This is a genomic window from Pseudomonas beijingensis, assembly GCF_030687295.1.
GTDB lineage: Bacteria > Pseudomonadota > Gammaproteobacteria > Pseudomonadales > Pseudomonadaceae > Aquipseudomonas > Aquipseudomonas beijingensis.
The window spans coordinates 4,932,613-4,953,792 of record NZ_CP117425.1 but is presented as its reverse complement, the minus strand read 5'-3'; the positions used below and the strand labels follow the sequence as shown (position 1 = coordinate 4,953,792).

The following is a 21,180-nucleotide window of genomic DNA, read 5'->3' as shown; positions in this document are numbered from 1 at the left end:
CCTTGCCGCAGGTTGCCATGGGATGCGCTCATGGCAGTGGGTCCTGGTATTACAGCAGCGACAGCGGGTAGCTGATGAAGATACGGTTCTCGTCGAATTCATTGGTGCTGAAGTCGCGACGAATCGATGCGTTACGCCATTTCACGTTGAGGCTCTTGAGCGCGCCGCTCTGCACGGTGTAGGCCAGTTCGGTCTCGCGGCCCCATTCCTTGCCGTCGTCGACGGTGGCGGTGTGCACGTTGTCACCGCTGATGTAGCGGTTCATCAGGGTCAGGCCCGGCACGCCGACGGCGGCGAAGTTGAAGTCGTGGCGCAGTTGCCAGGATTTTTCCTTGGCGTTGTCGTAGCTGGAGTTGTAGCTGTCGTTCGCCAGGGTGCCGCCGCTGGTGCCGTTGACGCGCATCCAGGCGTCATCGCCGCCGACTTTCTGCAGGCCGACATAGAAGGTGTTGCCACCGTATTTGGCCGAGAGCATGGCGAACGCGGTTTTGTTGTCCAGGTCGCCGGCCAGCGCGCTGCCGTTTTCCTTGCCGGTGAAGTAGCCGAGGTTGGCGCCCAGGGTCCAGTCGCCGATGGGTTGGCTGTGAGTCAGGTTGAAATATTGCTGCTGGTAGATGTCGGACAGTTCCGCGTACCAGACACCGACCTGGGTGCGTTTTTCGTTGAAGGCGTATTCGCCGCCACCGAAGTTGAAACGGTCGGAGGTGAACGCGCCGCGGCCGTTCATCGACATGTCTTCCATGCTCGCGTCGTTGCGCGGGCTGTTGCCACGGAACTGACCGCCGTAGAGGCTCAGGCCGTTGATTTCGGTGGAGGTCACCTGGCCGCCACGGAAGGTTTGTGGCAGGGAGCGGCCATCGTCGGAACGCAGGATCGGCAGCACCGGCATCCATTCGCCGACCTTCAACTCGGTCTTCGATACCTTGGCCTTCAGGGCTACGCCCAAACGGCCGAAGTCATCGGCGGGGCGACCGTCGTCATGCACCGGCAGCAACTGGGTGCCGGCGGTGCCGCGACCGCCATCGAGCTTGACCGAGTACATGCCCAGGATGTCCACGCCGAAACCGACTGTGCCTTGGGTGAAACCGGACTTGGCGTCGAGGATGAAACTCTGGGTCCATTCTTCGGCTTTGCCTTGGGCGGCATTGTCGTTGACGAAGTTGCGGTTGAAATAGGCGTTGCGCAGGTTCAGCGTGGCCTTGGCGTCATCGACGAAGCCAGCGGCGCTGGCGGCCGTTGGCAGAAACGCGGCGAGACTGCTGCAACCCAGCAGGACCAGGGTGGGGCTGGCGTTGAGAAGGGTACGGCGGTTTGAACGGTGGTTGGGCGAAAAACGGACACGTGTGCTCACTATGACGCTCCCTACTTTTTTGTTGTTTTTATTTGTCATACGTCGTCGTACAACATGAAGTGATTATTTGGAAGCGGCTGCTCATTGTCAACTGGCCATTATCGGAATTATCCAACTCGGGGGTGCTTCAAAATGAGGCGCTGCAATGGTTGGCACGGGTCGAGGTCAAGATTGCAGGCCGTGGGGCCGGATAGATCCGAGGATTGAGGATAGCGGGGAGGGTGCCTGGTTATGCGATGACTGGTCTAAGACATTAGTCGAATGTTGGTGATCGGAAGGCTTAAGGGGCTCTTGTGGCGAGGGAGCTTGCTCCCGCTGGACTGCGAAGCAGGCCCCAGTTTTTTGTTCCAACGTAGAATTTTTGGGGCGGCTTTGCCACCCAGCGGGAGCAAGCTCCCTCGCCACAAAAGCCTTCCCACAGGGATCCCCAGTGTTTTCAGAAGTGGGTGAATGCTAGTCTTGACCAACGCTGTTGCCAGGGAGCCCTCATGGGCAATCACAAGATCGAGATTCGTCGCAGTAACGTCGAGAAAATCCTGTTGGCCGCCGAGAAGGTCTTCGCCGAGAAAGGCTTCGGCAGCACCGCCATGGCTGACATCGCCGCCGAAGTGCAATTGCCGCGTTCCAACTTGCATTACTACTTCAGCACCAAGAGCGAGCTGTACAGCGCCGTGCTGTTCGACCTGCTGGAAGTCTGGAAACAGGACGCCTTGTGCTTCGAAATGTTCGACGACCCCCGGGTGGTCCTCAGCAGCTACATCCGCGCCAAGATGAACCACTCCCGCAGCCGCCCCTACGGCTCCAAGGTCTGGGCCAACGAAATCATCCACGGCGCCCCGACCCTGGGCCAGGCGCTGGACGCCAGCCTCTATGACTGGGCCAAGATGAAGGAAGCGAAAATCCGCCAGTGGGTGGAGGACAAACGCATCCTCCCGGTAGAGCCTTCAAGCCTGCTCTACATGATTTGGGCCTCGACCCAGCATTACGCCGACTTCGATCACCAGATCAATATCCTTAATGATCATCAGCCGCTGTCCGACATGCAATTCGAACGGGCGGTGCAGACGGTGACCAGTGTGATTTTGCGGGGGATTGGGTTGGAGCCGTAGTTTTTGCACCAACGTAATGACGTCGGTAGCGTGAGGTTGAAAGTAAGTTTGTTCCCGATATTAATTGCTATTTTTTCACGTTGTATCTCTGATTTTTTTTAGATTATCGATTTTGAGTGCACGTCGGGCGGTTTGGAATTTTGACGCTGCATCCGTATATTCACTCCGATCACTCTGACCAGATTTCTTGTTGCGTTTTGTAGTTCTATAGCGTTTTCTGGTTGCTTTGAAATTTTCTCGAAGAACAGGATCTTCCACGATTGGAGGTATTTGCTCGTTTCTTGCGAGGATGTCGTAAGCGTATGCTTTATCCGCGCGACGCCTATGTATCATAGTTGTACCATTTACCTCGCCTGCGGCATCTGTTCTTTCCTGTATCCAAGGTCTACGACGTCCTTCGTAAGTAATTTTTTTAGGAATTGCCGGGGAAGGGGCGGACGTTGAGCTAGCTCCGACCCGGGGACTGGGGCCAGGCTGTTGTAGTAATTCTCTTAATCTGGGGGCAACGGGGGCAACGGGTTTGGGAGCAGCAGGTTGGAGAACAGCGGGGCTTAATGAAAGATCCAACACGCCTGGCATGTTTGTCGTCAGCCTGTTCCATGGCTTAAAGGCAGAAGTAATAAGAGTGATGGGATTATTCCCACTCGGATCATACCGATTAACCGGATCCCCCCCACAATACGCATACGCATTAATCCCCCCATCCCCAAAGGGACTGTACGCATCCGGACTATTAAACCGCATCAGCACCGGATTAAAAGCCCGGTTACCCTGTCCCAATAAATAATGCCCCGTTATCGGATCAGGGCGCTCACCATTGAACCCGAGCAAACTGCTCAAACCACTTTCCGCCGGCCGATGACCATAGGCGGTATAAGCCATACGCTGGGTATCGACGCCAGCCAGTGTCTGCATAACCGACCGTTGTCGGTCCGTTGCCAGCAGCGTCGTCTCGGTGACGTTGGCAACGTGCAGGCGTTGCGCCAGGGGCTGGGCTTCATGGCGAAGGATCGTGAGTTCTACCTGGCCTTCGATCTCATTGACCAACTCGTCGTTCTGGTAAAAACGCTGCGTGCCCACGTGTTCCGCAGGCTTCAAGCCTGTCAGGCGGTCCAGGGGGTCGTATTGGTAGCGGCACAGTATCTTCATCGTTGACGTCGACATGGGCTTGGCTCTTGCTGATTGGCTCGGCCGTGTCAGGCTCGGGTATTTTTCGGGGGGTGTCTACTAGCAGAACTGTTAGTCCGAGGGGGAGCCTTGAGATTTGTGTTGGGGCTGATGGCCTCATCGCGAGCAAGCTCGCTCCCACATTGGGTCTCTGGAGTACACAATATCTGTGAACGACCGGATCCCCTGTGGGAGCGAGCTTGCTCGCGATGGCGTCAGTCCAGACACCCCAACCCTCAAGCCGTTACATGATAGGGATTACGCGGATCATGGTTCCAATCCAGAAACGGCTTGCCAGTGTCCACCGTCACCATCTCGATGCAGTCCTGCACCGGGCAGGTGATCTGGCACAGGTTGCAGCCCACGCATTCCTCATCGATCACCTCATATACATGGGTGCCGTCCGCCTGCTTGAGGCTGGCGATGGCCTGGTGTGAGGTGTCTTCGCAGGCGATGTGGCAGCGACCGCAACCGATGCAGGCCTCTTGGTCGATCTTGGCGATGACCTGATAGTTGATGTCCAGATACTTCCAGTCGGTGGTGTTGCCCACCGCGCGACCGGAAAACGCCTGCAGGTTGGCGTGGCCCTGACTGTCCATCCAACGCGACAGGCCATCCTTCATCTCTTCGACGATGCGAAACCCATGCAGCATCGCCGCCGTGCAGACCTGCACCGCGCCGCTGCCCAGGGCGATGAATTCGGCTGCGTCGCGCCAGCTGCCGATGCCGCCGATGCCGCAGATCGGCAAGCCTTGGGTCTGCGGGTCGCGGGCGATTTCGGCGACCATGTTCAGGGCGATGGGTTTGACCGCCGAGCCGCAGTAGCCGCCGTGGGTGCTCTGGCTGCCGACGCTGGGCAGGGCGACCATGCGGTCCAGGTCGACGCTGGTGATGGAGTTGATGGTGTTGATCAACGACACCGCATCCGCGCCGCCCCGATGGGCCGCCCGGGCGGCGACGCGGATGTCGGTGATGTTCGGTGTGAGCTTGACGATCACCGGCAGCGAGCAATAGGTCTTGCACCAGCGGGTCACTTGCTCGACGTACTCCGGCACCTGGCCGACCGCCGCGCCCATGCCTCGTTCCGGCATGCCGTGGGGGCAACCGAAGTTCAGCTCGATGCCGTCGGCACCGGTGGCCTCCACCAGGGGCAGGATAGATTTCCAGGACTCTTCGACGCAGGGCACCATCAGCGACACGATCAACGCCCGGTCCGGCCAGTCCTTTTTCACCTGGGTGATTTCCCGCAGGTTGATCTCCAGGGAACGGTCGGTGATCAGCTCGATGTTGTTGATGCCCAAGACCTCGCGATTGGCCCCGTAATGGGCCGAATACCGCGAGGACACATTCACGGCTGCAGGGTCCTCACCGAGGGTTTTCCAGACCACGCCACCCCAACCGGCCTCGAAGGCGCGGACGACGTTGTAGGCCTTGTCGGTGGGCGGCGCGGAGGCCAGCCAGAACGGGTTGGGGGCTTTGATGCCGGCGAAGACAATCGACAGATCGGCCATTTACGCAGCCTCCACATTGAGCATCAGTTGAGCGTTGATCGCCTCGGCGGCGAGCTTGCCGTGCTGCACGGCTTGCACGGTGAGGTCCTGGTCCAGGCTGGTGCAATCGCCGCCGGCGTAGACCCCGGGAACGCTGGTGCGCAGGTGTTCGTCCACCAGAATTCGCCCGTCCTGGCGCTTGAGTTCCCGGGCCAGTGGGTCCACCAGCGCGTTGTCGTCGAAGGCCTGGCCGATGGCTTTGAAGATGGCGTCGGCAGGCAAGTCGAAGGTTTCGGCGCTGATGACCAGTCGACCGTTTTCCAGATGGGTACGGGAAAAGCGCATGCCGCGCACATGGCCGGCGTCATCGAGCAGCACCTGTTGTGGTTGGGCCCAAGTCAGCAGGCGCACCTGGTTGGCCTTGGCGATGTCTTGCTCGTGCAAAGTCGCGCCCATGTCCTCAAGGCCGCGACGGTAGACCAGGTTGACGTCCCGGGCGCCGAGGCGGGCCATTTGCACGGCCATGTCGATGGCGGTGTTGCCGGCACCGAGCACGATGCAACGGTCGGCCAAGGGCAACTGGCTGAGGTCGTCGGCCTGGCGCAGTTCGCGGATGTACTCGGTGGCGGCCAGCAGCCCCGGTGCTTGTTCGTCGCTCAGGCCCAGTTGTTTGCTGGCGGCCAGGCCGAGGCCGAGGAACACCGCGTCGAACTGCTGGTGCAGGTCGCTCAGGCTCAGGTTCTCGCCGAGTTTCTGACCATGGCGGATTTCGATGCCGCCGATGCCCAGCAGGAAATCCAGCTCACGTTGGGCATAGTCGTCCACCAGTTTGTACTTGGCGATCCCGTATTCGTTGAGGCCTCCGGCCTTGTCCCGGGCTTCGAAGATCACCACGTCATGGCCGTGCATCGCGCTGCGGTGCGCACACGACAACCCCGCCGGCCCGGCGCCGACCACGGCGATGCGCTTGCCGGTGGCGGCAGCCCGTTGGAACGGGTGTTCGCTGAAGTGGGCGTTGTCCACCGCGTAGCGTTGCAGCGAGCCGATCAACACTGGCGCGCATTCATGGGCGTTGTTACGCACGCAGGCTTGCTGGCACAGCACCTCGGTGGGGCAGACCCGGGCGCAGCTGCCGCCGAGGATATTGGCCGAGAGGATTTTCTGCGCCGCGCCTTGGACGTTGTCCTGATGGATGTTGCGAATGAACGAAGGAATGTCGATCTCGCTCGGGCAGGCGTTCACGCAGGGCGCGTCGTAGCAATACAGGCACCGGGAAGCTTCCAGGTGGGCCTGGCGCGCATTGAGCGGCGGCGCCAGGTCACTGAAGCGGGCGGCGAGGGTGGCCGGGTCTTCCTGGGAATGGGGGAGGTGATTCAAGGGCTGGATCATGGAATGGGCCTCACGGTGTTTGAGGTGCTGCCTCTGGTGGGCAGTGGTTTTTTCGGTGTCTGGACTGACGTCTTCGCGAGCAAGCCCGCTCCCACAAGGGATTTGCTACACACCACACATCTGCGTCTATCCCAGATCCAATGTGGGAGCGGGCTTGCTCGCGAAGGCCGAAGGCCTGGGTTTCAGCGTTTCACAGCAGTTGGCTTATTCAGCTCCGCCCGCTTACTCAGCAAATCGAACACCGCCGGATACGCCGGCCGTTCGATGTAGCGCCCGGCGCCGCGTTCGGCCCGCAGGTCGCCGTCGGCCCACACCAGCCGACCCTGGCTGATGGTGTGGCTGGGCACGCCGCGCACGGTCTTGCCTTCGAAGATGTTGAAGTCCACTTGCTGGTGGTGGGTCTTGGCTGAGATCGTGCGGCTGCCCTGGGGATCCCAGAGCACCAGATCCGCATCGGCGCCGACGCGGATCGCGCCCTTGCGTGGGTAGAGGTTGAAGATCTTCGCGGTGTTGGTGGAGGTGAGGGCGACGAAGTCTTGCATCGACAATTTGCCGCTGTTGACCCCTTCTTCCCAGAGTACGGCCATGCGGTCTTCAATCCCGGCGGTGCCGTTGGGGATCTTGCTGAAGTCATCACGCCCGGCGGCTTTCTGCTCGGCGCAGAAACAGCAGTGGTCGGTGGCGGTGGTGTGCAGGTTGCCGGACTGCAAGCCGTGCCAGAGTGCCTCTTGATGCCCGCGTGGGCGGAAGGGGGGGCTCATCACGTAACCGGCGGCGGTCTGCCAGTCCGGGTGGCGATAGACGCTGTCGTCCAGCAGCAGGTGTCCGGCCAATACTTCGCCGTAGACCGGTTGGCCTTTGCTGCGGGCGTAGGTGATTTCGTCCAGGGCTTCCTTGGTGGACACGTGCACCAGGTACAGCGGCGTGCCCAGGGTTTCGGCGATGCGGATGGCGCGGCTCGCGGCTTCGCCTTCCACTTGCGAGGGGCGCGACAGCGGATGGGCTTCGGGCCCGGTGATGCCCTGGGCCAGCAGCTTGCGTTGCAGGTGGTAGACCAGCTCGCCGTTCTCCGCGTGCACGGTGGGCACCGCACCCAACTCCAGGCAGCGCTCGAAGCTCGCGACCAAGGTGTCGTCGGCGGCCATGATCGCGTTCTTGTAGGCCATGAAATGCTTGAAGCTGTTCACCCCGTGGTGGCTGACCAGCTCGGCCATTTCTTCGCGGACTTGTTCGCTCCACCAGGTGATCGCCACGTGGAAACCGTAGTCACTGGCGCTTTTCTCGGCCCAGCCGCGCCATTGATGAAAGGCTTCCATTAGCGACTGCTGAGGGTTGGGAATCACGAAGTCGATGATCGACGTGGTGCCCCCGGCGAGGCCCGCTGCCGTGCCGCTGAAGAAGTCTTCACTGGCGACCGTGCCCATGAACGGCAACTGCATATGCGTATGGGGATCGATGCCGCCGGGCATCAGGTATTGACCACTGCCATCGAGCACTTCGACAGTGGCCGGAACATCCAGGTTGTCACCAATGGCCTTGATCACGCCGTCGGCGCAAAACACATCGGCGCGATAACTTTCATCATGGGTAATAACGGTGGCGCCACGGATCAACAGAGACATTCCGAGTTCCTCGCAGGCATGACCGACTGTTGCCGGTTCTTTATGTTTTATCCATCACGGTAGATAACGTCGTGCCGGTTTATATTCTTGTCACGACTGTCAGGATTAGACGCTAGCTGGAGTTTTTGAATTGAGCAAGATTATTTTTTATAAGCTTATGCGTTTATTAAATTATTGAAATTAAAAGATTAAATTTTAAATTCACCAAAATGGTGAGCCTGCTCACCATTTTGACGCACTTGACAGGATCGTTATTTGAGCGAGATTTATCATGGTAAATCAGCGGCTTGAAAGTGCTGAAAGTGCTGTCTAGACACCTCGCGTTGATCCGGGGTGCACCACTTTGAATCTCCCCCTCGACAAGGCGTGAAGGTCATCTAGCCTCAAGGGCGGTAAGCAGGGAGTGAAACAAGGTAATCACGTAGCTTTAAAACGTTAAACATCAAAAGGTTGAAAGGGTTATATCGATCATTCGATCAGCTCGACGCATTATCCGGCACGGTTATTGAGTGCCGTCGTGGGTCTGGCGGGGTGATCGGTAGCACGCGTGCAAGTACTCCGGCCATCGCCCGTCGATGAGCAAAAATAATGAAAACAGTGGAGCGGACATGACCAGATCAACAGTGACCGAGCGCGACGGATTGTTCGAGCTTGAAGCCGGCAGCGACGTCCTCGACAGCCCCCGTTATAACCACGACATCGCGCCGACCAAGGTGCACGAGCGAACCTGGAACAAATGGCACATCACCGCACTGTGGGTGGGCATGGCGATCTGCGTGCCGACCTACACCCTCGGCGGCGTGCTCACCGCCTATTTCGGCCTGACGGTGGGCGAGGCGCTGCTGGCGATTCTGTTTGCCAACATCATCGTGCTGATCCCCCTGACCCTCAATGCCTTTGCCGGAACCAAGTACGGCATTCCGTTTCCGGTGCTGTTGCGCTCATCCTTCGGTGTCATCGGTTCCAACGTGCCGTGCCTGATCCGCGCCTTGGTGGCGTGTGGCTGGTTCGGCATCCAGACCATGTTCGGCGGGCTGGCGATCCACCTGTTTCTCGGCTCGGTGTTCGACGGCTGGAAGAGCTTGGGCGGCACCGGTGAGGTGATCGGTTTCATGGTGTTCTGGGTCATGAACCTGTGGGTGGTGTTGCGCGGTGCCGAGTCGATCAAGTGGCTGGAAACCTTGTCTGCGCCCTTGTTGGTGCTGGTGGGGGCCGGGCTGTTGGTGTGGGCGTTGCCCAATGTCTCGTTGACTGAACTGATGGCGGTCCCGGCCAAACGCCCCGAAGGCGCCGGGGTGACCGGCTATTTCCTCGCCGGGCTGACGGCCATGGTCGGTTTCTGGGCCACCTTGTCGTTGAACATTCCGGACTTCAGCCGTTATGCCAAGAGCCAGAAAGACCAGATCGTCGGCCAGATCATTGGCCTGCCGTTGACCATGTTCCTGTTCGCTTCCCTCGGCGTGGTCATGACCGCCGCCTCGGAAAAACTGGTGGGGGTGACCGTCTCCGACCCGGTGAGCTTGATTGGGCACATCCAGAGCCCGGTGTGGGTGGCGCTGGCCATGGTGCTGATCATTGTCGCCACGCTGTCGACCAACACCGCGGCCAATATCGTTTCGCCCACTAACGACTTCCAGAACCTGGCGCCGAAACTGATCGGCCGCACTAAAGCCGTGATGTTGACCGGGCTGGTGGGGCTGGCGCTGATGGCTCACGAGTTGCTGAAGAAACTCGGCCTGATCGTCTCCGAGGTCAGCCTGGAGTCGGTCTACTCCAACTGGCTGCTGGGCTATTCAAGCCTGTTGGGGCCGATTGCCGGGATCATGGTGGTGGATTATTTCCTGATCAAGAAACAGCAACTGGACCTTGCCGGGCTGTACCGCGACGACATTTACCCGGCGTGGAACTGGAACGGTTTCATCGCCTTTGGCGTACCGGTGGTGCTGACGCTGTTGTCCCTGGGCAGCGATGCGTTCAGCTGGTTCTACAGCTATGGCTGGTTCACCGGCTCGGCGCTGGGTGGGGTGATTTATTACGGGTTGTGCAGCCTGGGAGCGAGCCCGTCCGTCGCTAAAACCGCGGTGTGAAGGAGGGCCTCATCGCGAGCAAGCTCGCCCCCACAGAGGATCCGCTGTGCACATGGATTTTGCACCCACCCCAATCCAGCGTGGGAGCGAGCTTGCTCGCGATAGCGGCCTCAAGACACCAAAAAAATGCCTGAAAAAATGGAGATCCCCATGAACGCAGCCATCGACGTCCTGCAATCGACCCATCAGCACATCAACCGCGACCGCCTGTGGCAATCGCTCATGGACCTGGCCCAGCTCGGGGCCACGGTCAAGGGCGGTGTGTGCCGGCTGGCCCTGACCGACCTCGACCGCCAGGCCCGCGACCTGTTCGTGCAATGGACCCAGGCGGCGGGCTGCACCGTCAGCATCGATGGGGTGGGCAATATCTTCGCCCGGCGCCCGGGGCGCAATCCGAACCTGCCACCGGTGATGACCGGCAGCCACATCGACACCCAACCCACCGGCGGCAAGTTCGACGGCTGCTTTGGCGTTCTGTCCGGGCTGGAGGTGCTGCGCACCCTCAACGACCTGAACATCGAAACCGAAGCACCGTTGGAGGTGGTGGTCTGGACCAACGAAGAGGGCTCGCGCTTCGCTCCATGCATGATGGGCTCCGGCGTGTTCGCCCAGAAATTCACCCTTGAAGAAACCCTGGCCAAGACCGACGCCGAGGGCATCAGCGTAGGCCAGGCGCTCAACACCATCGGCTATGCCGGCCCGCGCCCGGTCAGTGGGCATCCGGTGGGGGCGTATTTCGAGGCGCACATCGAACAGGGGCCGATCCTCGAAGACGAGGGCAAGACCATCGGCGTGGTGATGGGCGCCCTGGGGCAGAAGTGGTTCGACCTGACCTTGCGCGGCGTCGAAGCCCACGCCGGCCCGACGCCGATGCACCTGCGCAAGGATGCCCTGGTAGGCGCCTCGATCATCGTCGGCGCCGTCAATCGTGCCGCCCTCGGTCATCAGCCCCATGCCTGCGGCACGGTCGGTTGCCTGCAGGCCTACCCGGGCTCGCGCAACGTCATCCCCGGCGAAGTGCGCATGACCCTGGATTTCCGTCACCTGGAACCGGCGCGCCTGGATTCGATGATCGCCGAGGTCAAGCAAGTGATCGAGGACACCTGCCGTCAGCACGGCCTGACCTTCGATTTGAAACCCACCGCCGACTTCCCGCCGCTGTATTTCGATCAGGGCTGCGTCGACGCCGTACGCGGCGCCGCCCAAGGGCTGGGCCTGTCTCACCTGGACATCGTCAGCGGTGCCGGCCACGACGCGATCTTCCTCGCCGAACTGGGCCCGGCGGGGATGATCTTCGTGCCCTGCGAAGGCGGCATCAGCCACAACGAAATCGAAAACGCCGCCCCGGACGACCTCGCCGCCGGTTGCGCGGTGCTGCTGCGAGCGATGCTGGCCGCCTCCCAGGCGATTGCCGAGGGGCGCATGGCGGCGTGAAGGGCACGATGCACTATTGCAAACCCATGTGGTCGTAACTTTCAACGCATCCATGCTTGAACCCTACTGACCACATGGAGACCCAATGAATCAGCAAGTCCCGACCACCGATACCAACCGTCGTCAATTGCTGCAGATCATTGCCGGACTGTCCGACGGGGTGATGTTGATCGAGGTCGACCAGACCATCGCCTGGGCCAACGCAGCGGCCTTGACCATGCACGGGGTCAAGGACCTCAGTGAACTGGGCACCACGGCCAAGCAATACGCCGAGCGGTTCAATTTGCGTTACCGCAACAACCACCCGCTGACTGAAGACAACTACCCCATCGCCCGGGTTGCCCGTGGCGATGAATTCAGCGATGTGCTGGTGGAAGTCACGTCCCAGGCCGATCCGGATCGCACCTGGGTGCATCGGATCCGTAGCATGGTCCTGGCCGACCGCAACGGCGAGCCGGAACTGCTCGTGCTGATCCTCAGCGATGCCACCGAATGGGCCAGTGCCGAGCAGCGCTTCGAGAAAACCTTCGGGGCCAACCCGGCGCCGGCGGTGATCTGCCGCCTCAGCGACCTGCGCTACATCAAGGTCAATCCGGGGTTCCTGGAGATGACCGGCTACAGCCGCGAGCAGGTGATCGGGCGTTCGGTGTATGAACTGGATGTGCTTGAAGCCGCCGAAAAACGCGACCTGGCCATCGAGCGGCTGGGGCAGGGCGCGACCATTCCGCAAATGCAGGCCGAGTTGAAGTTGCCCGATGGCACTATCAAGCAGGTCATCGTCGCCGGCCAACCCCTGGACCTGCATGATGAAGATTGCATGCTGTTTTCCTTCATGGACATGGAGCCGCGCCGCAAGGCTGAAACGGCGCTGCGCCAGAGTGAGGAGCGCTTTGCCAAGTCGTTCCGACTGTCGCCTGTGCCCACCCTGGTGTGCAGCGCCGAACAGCAGTTGCTGGAAATCAACGAAGCGTTTCTCCAGACCACCGGTTACGCCAGCGAAGAGTTGTTGGGTAAAACCGTGGAGGAAATCGGCTTTCTCGACAAGGACGCCGGCGCCGCGCTGTTTGCCCGGCTGGAAAAGGCCGCCGCGGTCTCGAGTATCGACGTCAAGGTGCATAAGAAGGGCGGCGAACTCATCGACTGTGAGGTCGCCGCCGACACGGTGCTGATCCAGGACAAGCCCTGCTATCTGCTGGTGCTGATGAACATCACCGAACGCAAGCGCTCGGAGCTGGAGCTGGTGGCAGCGATCGAGGAGGTGATGAAAGACGCGTCCTGGTTCAGTCGGACCCTGATTGAAAAACTGGCTAACGTGAAGAGCATCAACGCCCAGGTGCCCAGCGTGTCATTCACCGAGCTGACGGCCCGGGAGCGAGACGTGCTGGGGCTGATCTGCGAGGGCCTGGCCGATAAGGAAATCGCCGCACGGCTGAAGCTTGCGCCCAACACCGTGCGCAATCATGTGGCGACCCTATATTCGAAGCTGGATGTCCATAGCCGCAGTGAGGCGATTGTCTGGGCGCGGGCACGGGGGTTATTCGCCAATGAATGGCGGATGAAGGCACCATGATAGCCAGTGCAAATGCACCTGATGGGCTGGTGCAAATTCGGGTTTTGCAGGGAGGGGCGGTTCCTTAGGCTGTCAGGGTGCGACATCGTCGGTGATGTCGCGTCCCCGACGAAACACTTAAGGAATACGCCGCGATGTACAGTGAACGAACCCAGTATGAGAGCGACAGGATGTCTATGCAGGCCAGGAGGTCGGAGCTGTCCACTGTTTATTTGCCTCCCCGGGGCTGAGGTGCATCACATGACCCATTTGGCTCCCTTGCGTACCCGCCTTGAAGAAAGTTTTACGCCGTTGGCCTGCGAATGCAGCCTCAATGGCGACGGCACCCTCACCGTGCGCCTGTATCACCGTGAAAGCGGTGAGGTGGACCTGGTGGTGAGCGGCATGAGTCTCGACAGCGTCCGCTCGGAAGAGAGCATTGCGAAGCTGATCGATGAGTTGCGTTATGAGCTGCATAACACCCCGCTGCATCGCAGTGATGCCTGATAGATAAAGATCAAGCACACCACACCCTGTGGCGAGGGAGCTTGCTCCCGCTGGGTCGCGCAGCGGCCCCGAAAACCTGCCGAATACGCGCGTCTGGTTTACGACTGCTTCGCAGCCGAGCGGGAGCAAGCTCCCTCGCCACAGGTGCTGCTCCAGCCCTATGACTACAACAACGTCCCCCGGCAATCGAGCACCAACCGCGCGCCGCCGTGTTCGCTGCTGTCCACCTCCAACGTGAACCCATGCAGATTGACGATCGCCGCGACGATCGACAGGCCCAGGCCGAATCCGCCGTGCTGGCTGCTGCCTTCGGCGCGATAGAAACGGCGGAACACGGCCTTGCGCTCTGCCTCGGGGATGCCGGGGCCGGAATCGAGCACTTCGATGCGCGTGCTGTCGCCCTGATCGACCCCACGCAGGATCACGGTGCCCCCCGGCGGGGTGAACTTGATGGAGTTGCTCAGCAGGTTCGACACCGCCTCGAACAGCAAGGCCCGGTCGCCGTTGAGCAGGGGCAGGGCGTCGGGAGCCTCCAGGATGAAGGTCAGTTCGCCTTCCTCGGCCAAGGGCAGGTAAAAATCATGCAACTCCTGCAATAACTGCAACGGATCGAGGCGCACGAAGCCCGAGCGCCGTTGCTGGTCTTCCAGTTCGGAAATCCGCAACAGACCACGAAATCGCGCCATCAGGGTGTCGGTCTCGGCGATTACCTGATCCATCTGCAAGGCCTCGGGGGAGCCGTCCGGCGCTTGCTGCTGGATGCGATAAAGTTGGGCACGCAGGCGCGTCAGCGGGGTGCGCAGGTCATGGGCGATGTTGTCGCACACGCCCTTGACCTCATTCATCAAGCGTTCGATGCGCTCAAGCATGGCATTGACGATCGCCGCCAGCATGTCCAGTTCATCGCGTCGGCTCGACAGCGGCAGGCGATGGGTCAGGTCACCGGCGACGATGGCTTCGGCGCTGGCCTGCAACTGGCGAATCCGCCGCAGCGGTCGGCGGCGCAACAGGTGCCAGCCAGCGATGCCTGGCAGGATGGTCAGCGATACCCCCCAGAACAGCGCGTGCAAGATGATCCGCGTCACCGCGAACAGCGAACCGTTGTCCCGGGCCAGGACCAGCCAACGGCCGTCCTGGGTCCGGGTCGCCACTGCGTCGCAGCTGTCGGAAGGCACGCCCGGTTCATCGGAGTCCACGCAGCCGCCAAGCATGTGGATCTTGCCGTCCAGCGGCAGGTCGGCGGGCACGCGCAGGATCGGTCCGCTCAAATGGCGCAATTGCGGATCGAACAGCCCATAGGCGTCGACACCGCGCTCGTCCAGCGTCAGGCTGGCCATGAGCGCATCTTCCAGTTGGTCGCCGTGGATCCGGGCGAACAGGTGCTGGCGCTGCATCAGGGAGTGCTTGGCCAGGCTGTCGAGGTAGCCAAACACTTCGTAATACATCACCCCCATCAGGATCGCGCTCCAGATCACGAACAGCGAACTGTACAGCGCCAGCAGGCGGCTGCTGGAGGAGCGCCAGCCCTTAGCGGGGTTCAGCAATGACATAGCCGGAACCCCGTACCGTGCGAATCAGCGGTTCCAGGCCCGGTGGGTCGATTTTCTTGCGCAGGCGGCCGATGTGGACGTCGATCAGGTTGGTGCCGGGGTCGAAGTGATAGCCCCAGACTTCCTCGAAAATCATCATGCGCGAGAGGATTTGCCCGCTGTTGCGCATCAGGAATTCCAGCAGCTTGTATTCGGTGGGCAGCAGGCTCAGCAGTTGCCCGTTGCGGCTGGCCTCGCGGCTGATCAGGTTCAGCTCCAGGTCGGCTACCCGTAGCGCGGTTTCCGGCTCGCGGGTGCCATTGTTGCGCCGTAGCAGCACTTCGACCCGGGCGGCCATTTCGTCGGTGGCGAACGGCTTGGTCAGGTAATCGTCGCCGCCGGCCCGCAGGCCACGCACGCGTTCATCCACATCGGAAAGGGCGCTGATCATCAGGATCGGCGTGGCCACGCCCATGGTGCGCAGCGTGGTGACGATCACCAGGCCGTCGAGCTCAGGCAGCATGCGGTCCAGCGTGATCAGGTCGTAGTCGCCGCTGACCGCCCGTTCCAAGCCTTCTCGGCCGTTGTCGACCCAATCGACGTCCAGGCCGTTGCGGGTCAGCTCGGCCACGATTTCACGGGCGGTCACGGCGTCGTCTTCGATGGTCAGGATGCGGTTCATGGGCGGTACCGTGTGGGGAAGTTGGAGCGATTGCGCAACATTCTGCCAAAAATTACCTGTCGGCTTTCTGAAAAAAAGTTCATGGACCGGCAGGCCGATTCGCTGGCCTGGATCAACACTTGGTCACAAATTATCCCTAACATGAATTTCGTGCGCACTATCATGTCGCGTCTGTTGCCCCGCTTCGGTGCGCTGTTGCCGGGTACCGACGCGAACCGGTGGATGTGTGCCGCAAGGAGCCGAAACCTCACTGAACCTTCAAGGAAGAGCAGCATGATGCAACCTCAAGACGTTCTACGCCGAACATTCGATATCCAGCCGTTGAGCCGCGCCGACATGACGGTGCGCCTGGACGGGCAAGTCGTCAACGCCGCCCACGGTGAAACCGTCCTCACCGTCATCCAGTCCCTGGGTCAGCGCCAGGTCGCCCGCAACGACCACGACCAGATCAGCGGCGCCTACTGCGGCATGGGCGTGTGCCAGTGCTGCCTGGTCAAGATCGACGGTCGCCACAAGCGCCGCGCCTGCCAGACCCTGGTGCGCCCTGGCATGCAGATCGAAACCCGGGCCAACCGCATGACCGAAACGGAGGCGCCATGAGCCTCGATCCGGTGATTGTCGGCGGTGGGCCGGCGGGTATGGCTGCAGCCATTGAACTGGCCTCTCACGGGGTGCGTTGCACCGTGCTCGAAGAGGCGCCGCGCCTCGGCGGCGTCGTGTACCGCGGGCCATTGCGCGATGGTGTCAGCCTGGATTACCTGGGGCCGCGCTACCGCGAAGCCCTGGAAAAGCTCCACGGAGAATACCAGCGCCACGCCGGGTTGATCGATGTGCGCTTGGGCAACCGTGTCATCGGTGCCGAAGGTTTCCGGGCGCTGATGCTGCTGGATGCCGACGAGCGCCTGGGCGAGGTCGCCTATTCCCATCTGGTCCTGGCGGCCGGTTGTCACGAACGCAGTGTGCCGTTTCCTGGCTGGACGCTGCCGGGGGTGATGATGCTCGGCGGCCTGCAATTGCAGATCAAGAGCGGCGTGGTCAGGCCGCCGAGCCCGGTGGTGATCGCCGGCACGGGGCCGTTGCTGCCGCTGGTGGCCTGCCAGCTGCACGCTTCGGGCGTGGCGGTGGCGGGTGTCTTCGAAGCCTGTGGGTTCAGCCGGATCGCCAAGGAAAGCCTGGCGTTGCTGAACAAGCCGCAACTGTTCCTCGACGGCCTGAGCATGCTCGCCTACCTCAAGCTCAAGGGCATTCCCGTGCGCTATGGCTGGGGTGTGGTGCAGGCGGACGGCGAGGGTGAGCTGAGCCACGTCACCGTCGCGCCTTATTCCAATACCTGGGAACCGGACCTGAAACGCGCCGAACAGGTCCCGGCCCAGACCCTGGCAGTCGGCTACGGGTTTATCCCGCGCACGCAATTGAGCCAGCAGATGGGCCTGGAACACGGTTTCAGCGAGGACGGCTATTTGCGGGCCGTGTCCGATGCCTGGCAACAAAGCAGCGAAGCGCACATTCACCTGGCCGGCGACATGGGCGGGATCCGTGGCGGTGAAGCGGCCATGCTCAGCGGGCGCATCGCGGCGTTGTCGATCCTGATGCAACGCAACGTGCTGGACCTGTCCACGGCCCTGGCCCAGCGGGATCGCTACCAAGCGCAACTGCAGCGGATCGTTCGCTTTCGCGCCGCCGTGGATCGCTACACTCAGCGTGGTGCCGGGCAAACCGCGTTGCCGGCCGCCGATACGGTGATCTGCCGCTGCGAGCACGCCACCCGCGCCGACATCGACCGGGCGCTGGAGCAAGGCGTGCAAGACATGGCCAGCCTGAAGATGCGCACCCGCGTGAGCATGGGCGATTGCCAGGGGCGGATGTGCGTCGGCTATTGCAGCGACCGCTTGCGCGAAGCCACCGGGCGCGCCGACGTGGGTTGGCTGCGGCCGCGTTTCCCCATCGATCCGATTCCCTTTTCAGCGTTCCAGAACGTCGGTACGGAGGCCGTTTCCCATGATTAAGGACTATGACGTAGTCATCGCCGGTGGCGGTGTGATCGGGGCCTCGTGCGCCTATCAACTGTCCAAGCGCAAACACTTGAAGATCGCCCTGATCGACGCCAAGCGGCCCGGCAACGCGACCCGCGCCTCGGCAGGTGGGCTGTGGGCCATCGGTGAGTCGGTGGGCCTGGGGTGCGGGGTGATCTTCTTTCGCATGATGTCGGCCAACCGCAAGCGCCAGACCCAGGGCGCCGCCGTGGCGGTGGATGCCAGCACGCCGCACATCCTGCCCCAGTCGTTCTTCGATTTTGCCTTGCAGTCCAACGCGATGTACCCGCAGTTGCACCGCGAGTTGATAGACAACCATGGCATGGATTTCAAGTTCGAGGAGACCGGGCTCAAGTTCGTGATCTACGACGACGAAGACCGTTTGTACGCCGAGCACATCGTCGCTTGCATTCCCCACCTGGCAGACCAGGTGCGCTGGCTTGACCAGGCGGCCTTGCGTGAGGCAGAGCCGAATGTGAGCCATGAAGCCCAGGGGGCGCTGGAGTTTCTCTGCGATCACCAGCTCAGTCCGTTTCGCTTGGCCGATGCCTATACCGAAGGCGCCCGGCAGAACGGCGTCGACCTGTTCTTCAATACTAACGTGACCGAGGTGCTGCGTTGCGGCACACGGGTGACTGGGGTAAAAACCGCCGAGGCGGGGACCTTCCAATGCCGGACCCTGATCAACGCGGCCGGTGCCTGGGCGGCGGACCTGAGCGAACAGGCCACCGGTGTGAGGATTCCGGTCAAGCCGGTCAAGGGCCAGATCCTGCTGACCGAACGCATGCCGAAAATCCTCAACGGCTGCCTGACCACCAGCGACTGCTACGTGGCGCAGAAAGACAATGGTGAAATCCTGATTGGCAGCACCACCGAAGACAAAGGCTTCGATGTGACCACGACTTATCCGGAGATCGAAGGGTTGGTGCAAGGTGCGGTGCGCTGTATTCCGCAGTTGCTCGACATCAACCTGAAACGAACCTGGGCCGGCCTGCGCCCGGGTTCGCCCGATGAGTTGCCGATCCTGGGGCCGATGCGCGGGGTGCAAGGCTATCTCAACGCCTGCGGGCATTTCCGCACCGGTATCCTCACCTCGGCCATCACTGGGGTGTTGCTGGACAAACTGGTGAACAATGAACCGTTGCCGCTGGACATCACGCCGTTCCTGGCGGATCGCTTCGAGGTCGCGCCGCCGGTAAAGCCCAAGGAAATGGAACTGGCCTGAGTGAATCCTGATGGGTGAGCCCTCATCCGGCGGTCACTCAGGAACCAACTGTAGGAGCCTGTGGGACCCTGTGGGAGCAAAGCTTGCTCGCGATAGCGCTGGATCATCCAGCAACAATGTTGACTGGTATACCGCTATCGCGAGCAAGCTTTGCTCCCACAGGTACTTTGGCTACCCCCAGGTACTTTGGTTGCCTCAGGATTTTTTGTTTACAGCCAGTTATTCCATCGGTGTGCTGACAAACGCCTCCAGCCCTTCGGCATAGGCGGTGAACGCGCTGATCGACGCAAATGACTTGCCCTGCACCTGGTCCGGCACCACCAGGTTGGTGAAGCTCCAGGCCACCGCCACGGTGATGCCTGCCTGATCGAGGGTGCCATCGGTGGCCAGGGGTTGTTTCACCAGTTCCTGTTCCAGCAGGCCATAGGCCGCCGCCAGTTGGCCTTCCACGCGTTCAACCCAGGGGGCGTGCTGGATTTCTGTCGGCCGCAGGTTGCGTTCGTAGTAGATCTGTACCGACTTCTCGCACGCCGCCAGGGCCAGGCCAATCACGCGCAGTGCGCGCAGCCGTTGCCCAATGTCCACCGGCATCAGGCTTTTGCCCGGCGCGGCCAAGGCCTCGAGGTAATCGATGATCAACGTCGAATCCATCAGCACATTGCCATCGTCCAGCACCAGGGTCGGAGCCTTGACCACCGGGTTGATGCGCTGGAACTGTTCGAAATGCCTGAACACCGAAACGGACTCGTGTTCCAGGGCAACCCCCAGGCACTTGGCGGAAATGGCGACGCGTCGCACGTAGGGCGAGTCCAGCATGCCGATCAGTTTCATGATGTCTCCTTCAGAAAAATCTTGCGGGCGTTAATCCTCGAACCCGACCTGTTCATGGATTTCATCGACTTTGAGTTCCAGCCGGTAAGCCACGGCGATGAACAACGCCTGGCACAGGCACAACGTGGCACTCAACGAACGGAAGGCGAACGAACTGCCTTCGTTCACCAGCAGCACCGCGTTGGCCCGCTTGGCCAGGGGCGAAAGGTTGCTGTCGGTGATGATCAGGGTCTTGGCCTGGTGATGCTGGGCAATGCGCAGGCAGTGCTGGGTTTCCTTGCCGTAGGGCGTAAAACTGATGGCAATCACCAGGTCGTTGGCCCGCACGCTGCGCATCTGCTCGCGGTAACTGCCCCCCAGGCCGGACACCAGGTGAATGCGTTTGTTGGTGTGTTGCAGGTTGTAGACCAGGTAGTCGGCGACCGCGAACGAGCGGCGCACACCCACCACATAGATGTTGTCGGCGTTGACCACCAGGTCCACGGCCTTTTCGAACGCCTGGTCGTCCAGCTCCAACCCCAGGCGCTCGATGCCCGACAGGGTCGCATTGACGCACTCGCGGGCCAGGTCGCCGCCGCTGGCTTTCTGCGACTTGTTGGCGATCATGCTGCGGATGCGCTGCTGGTAGTTCTGTACCGGGGTGGTCTTGTGGGTGTAGGCCTCGCGGAACAAAGCCTGCATTTCACTGAAGCCACTGAAGCCGAAGCGCTGGGAAAACCTGACGATGGCCGAGGGGTGCACTTCGCATTCCCGGGCGATGTCGCTGATGCGGTCGACCATGATCCGGTCGCTCTGCTGGCTCATGTAGCTGGCGATGCGTTTGAGCTGGCGCGGCAGGCTTTCGTATTCATCGGTGATCAGTTGCAGCAGACGCTCGGCATTGATCGGTGGGCTCGGGAGGGCGGGTTCGGACGCGCTCTCGGACGGCGCCGGCAGATCATCGGGGCGGGTCATAGAAAATCCTTCTGGCTTGTTCTTATAGGGCGGCCCGAACAAAGGCCGGCCCTCGACAATAGGTTGGCTGATCGCAGTCTACAGCGTAGGCGCAGGGAAAATCATGGGCGGACAAATGTTGCAGCAGCTGCTGAAACGATGCACTGCGTCTGGTTGGCTTCGGTCATAGCGTATTGGAAAAAATATTCCACGTAAAAAATTTATAGAATAATTATTGATTA

17 protein-coding genes are annotated in these 21,180 nt (G+C 61.1%); 8 read left to right on the top strand and 9 right to left on the bottom strand.

All coding sequences use genetic code 11. The features are described 5' to 3' along the window. Nucleotides 1-49: 49 nt before the first annotated feature. Nucleotides 50-1,351: an OprD family porin gene (locus PSH84_RS21930; protein ID WP_305467497.1), complete on the bottom strand. Its 1,302-nt coding sequence runs from the start codon at nt 1,349-1,351 to the stop codon at nt 50-52. 488 nt (nt 1,352-1,839) lie between these two features. On the opposite strand from PSH84_RS21930, the gene PSH84_RS21925 reads away from it, so the two are divergent. Continuing rightward, nucleotides 1,840-2,460 carry a TetR/AcrR family transcriptional regulator gene (locus PSH84_RS21925; RefSeq protein WP_003202912.1) on the top strand — a complete coding sequence of 207 codons (621 nt, stop codon included), beginning with the start codon at nt 1,840-1,842 and terminating at the stop codon, nt 2,458-2,460. A 75-nt stretch (nt 2,461-2,535) separates the two neighbouring features. On the opposite strand, the gene PSH84_RS21920 is transcribed toward PSH84_RS21925, so the two are convergent. From PSH84_RS21920 to hydA, 4 genes are all read right to left on the bottom strand, one after another. After that, nucleotides 2,536-3,624 carry an RHS repeat-associated core domain-containing protein gene (locus PSH84_RS21920; RefSeq protein WP_305467496.1) on the bottom strand — a complete coding sequence of 363 codons (1,089 nt, stop codon included), beginning with the start codon at nt 3,622-3,624 and terminating at the stop codon, nt 2,536-2,538. A gap of 239 nt (nt 3,625-3,863) precedes the next feature. Continuing rightward, nucleotides 3,864-5,138, bottom strand: a complete 1,275-nt coding sequence (preA, locus tag PSH84_RS21915) for an NAD-dependent dihydropyrimidine dehydrogenase subunit PreA (RefSeq protein ID WP_305467495.1) — start codon at nt 5,136-5,138, stop codon at nt 3,864-3,866. Beyond that, on the bottom strand, nt 5,139-6,506 hold the full coding sequence (locus tag PSH84_RS21910) for an NAD(P)-dependent oxidoreductase (protein ID WP_305467494.1): 1,368 nt from the start codon (nt 6,504-6,506) through the stop codon (nt 5,139-5,141). Nucleotides 6,507-6,688: 182 nt separating this feature from the next. Continuing rightward, nucleotides 6,689-8,128 carry a dihydropyrimidinase gene (hydA, locus tag PSH84_RS21905; RefSeq protein WP_122564675.1) on the bottom strand — a complete coding sequence of 480 codons (1,440 nt, stop codon included), beginning with the start codon at nt 8,126-8,128 and terminating at the stop codon, nt 6,689-6,691. Between the two features lie 608 nt (nt 8,129-8,736). Between hydA and PSH84_RS21900 the strand changes: the two genes are divergently transcribed. From PSH84_RS21900 to PSH84_RS21885, 4 genes are all read left to right on the top strand, one after another. Beyond that, nucleotides 8,737-10,215 (top strand): NCS1 family nucleobase:cation symporter-1, encoded by a 1,479-nt coding sequence (locus PSH84_RS21900; RefSeq protein ID WP_122564674.1) that lies wholly within the window; start codon nt 8,737-8,739, stop codon nt 10,213-10,215. Nucleotides 10,216-10,365: 150 nt separating this feature from the next. Continuing rightward, nucleotides 10,366-11,649, top strand: coding sequence for a Zn-dependent hydrolase (locus tag PSH84_RS21895; protein WP_305481791.1), 1,284 nt, complete (start codon nt 10,366-10,368; stop codon nt 11,647-11,649). A gap of 85 nt (nt 11,650-11,734) precedes the next feature. Beyond that, nucleotides 11,735-13,219, top strand: coding sequence for a helix-turn-helix transcriptional regulator (locus tag PSH84_RS21890; RefSeq protein ID WP_122564672.1), 1,485 nt, complete (start codon nt 11,735-11,737; stop codon nt 13,217-13,219). Nucleotides 13,220-13,459: 240 nt separating this feature from the next. Further along, on the top strand, nt 13,460-13,705 hold the full coding sequence (locus tag PSH84_RS21885; protein WP_122564671.1) for a DUF1652 domain-containing protein: 246 nt from the start codon (nt 13,460-13,462) through the stop codon (nt 13,703-13,705). A 164-nt stretch (nt 13,706-13,869) separates the two neighbouring features. On the opposite strand, the gene PSH84_RS21880 is transcribed toward PSH84_RS21885, so the two are convergent. Both PSH84_RS21880 and PSH84_RS21875 read right to left on the bottom strand, forming a co-directional pair. Next, nucleotides 13,870-15,255, bottom strand: a complete 1,386-nt coding sequence (locus PSH84_RS21880; RefSeq protein WP_122564669.1) for a sensor histidine kinase — start codon at nt 15,253-15,255, stop codon at nt 13,870-13,872. Continuing rightward, the gene (locus PSH84_RS21875; RefSeq protein WP_053122824.1) at nt 15,233-15,916 is read right to left on the bottom strand and encodes a response regulator transcription factor; all 684 of its coding nucleotides are present in this window, start codon (nt 15,914-15,916) and stop codon (nt 15,233-15,235) included. The genes PSH84_RS21880 and PSH84_RS21875 overlap by 23 nt, the downstream gene beginning before the upstream one ends. A gap of 276 nt (nt 15,917-16,192) precedes the next feature. Here PSH84_RS21875 and hcnA point away from each other — a divergent pair, with 276 nt between their 5' ends. The 3 genes from hcnA to hcnC are packed head-to-tail and all read left to right on the top strand — an operon-like array spanning nt 16,193 to nt 19,174. Continuing rightward, nucleotides 16,193-16,516, top strand: coding sequence for a cyanide-forming glycine dehydrogenase subunit HcnA (gene hcnA, locus PSH84_RS21870; RefSeq protein WP_122564680.1), 324 nt, complete (start codon nt 16,193-16,195; stop codon nt 16,514-16,516). Continuing rightward, the gene (gene hcnB, locus PSH84_RS21865; RefSeq protein WP_305467492.1) at nt 16,513-17,922 is read left to right on the top strand and encodes a cyanide-forming glycine dehydrogenase subunit HcnB; all 1,410 of its coding nucleotides are present in this window, start codon (nt 16,513-16,515) and stop codon (nt 17,920-17,922) included. Before hcnA ends, hcnB begins: the two co-directional genes overlap by 4 nt. Beyond that, nucleotides 17,915-19,174, top strand: coding sequence for a cyanide-forming glycine dehydrogenase subunit HcnC (gene hcnC, locus PSH84_RS21860; RefSeq protein ID WP_305467491.1), 1,260 nt, complete (start codon nt 17,915-17,917; stop codon nt 19,172-19,174). Before hcnB ends, hcnC begins: the two co-directional genes overlap by 8 nt. A gap of 219 nt (nt 19,175-19,393) precedes the next feature. Here hcnC and PSH84_RS21855 read toward each other — a convergent pair whose 3' ends face one another. Together PSH84_RS21855 and PSH84_RS21850 are read right to left on the bottom strand one after the other, a co-directional pair. Next, on the bottom strand, nt 19,394-20,005 hold the full coding sequence (locus PSH84_RS21855) for a glutathione S-transferase (RefSeq protein ID WP_305467490.1): 612 nt from the start codon (nt 20,003-20,005) through the stop codon (nt 19,394-19,396). Between the two features lie 30 nt (nt 20,006-20,035). Continuing rightward, a complete protein-coding gene (locus PSH84_RS21850; protein WP_003202885.1) occupies nt 20,036-20,959 on the bottom strand; it encodes a MurR/RpiR family transcriptional regulator in 924 nt (307 codons plus the stop codon). Between the last annotated feature and the right edge of the window lie 221 nt (nt 20,960-21,180).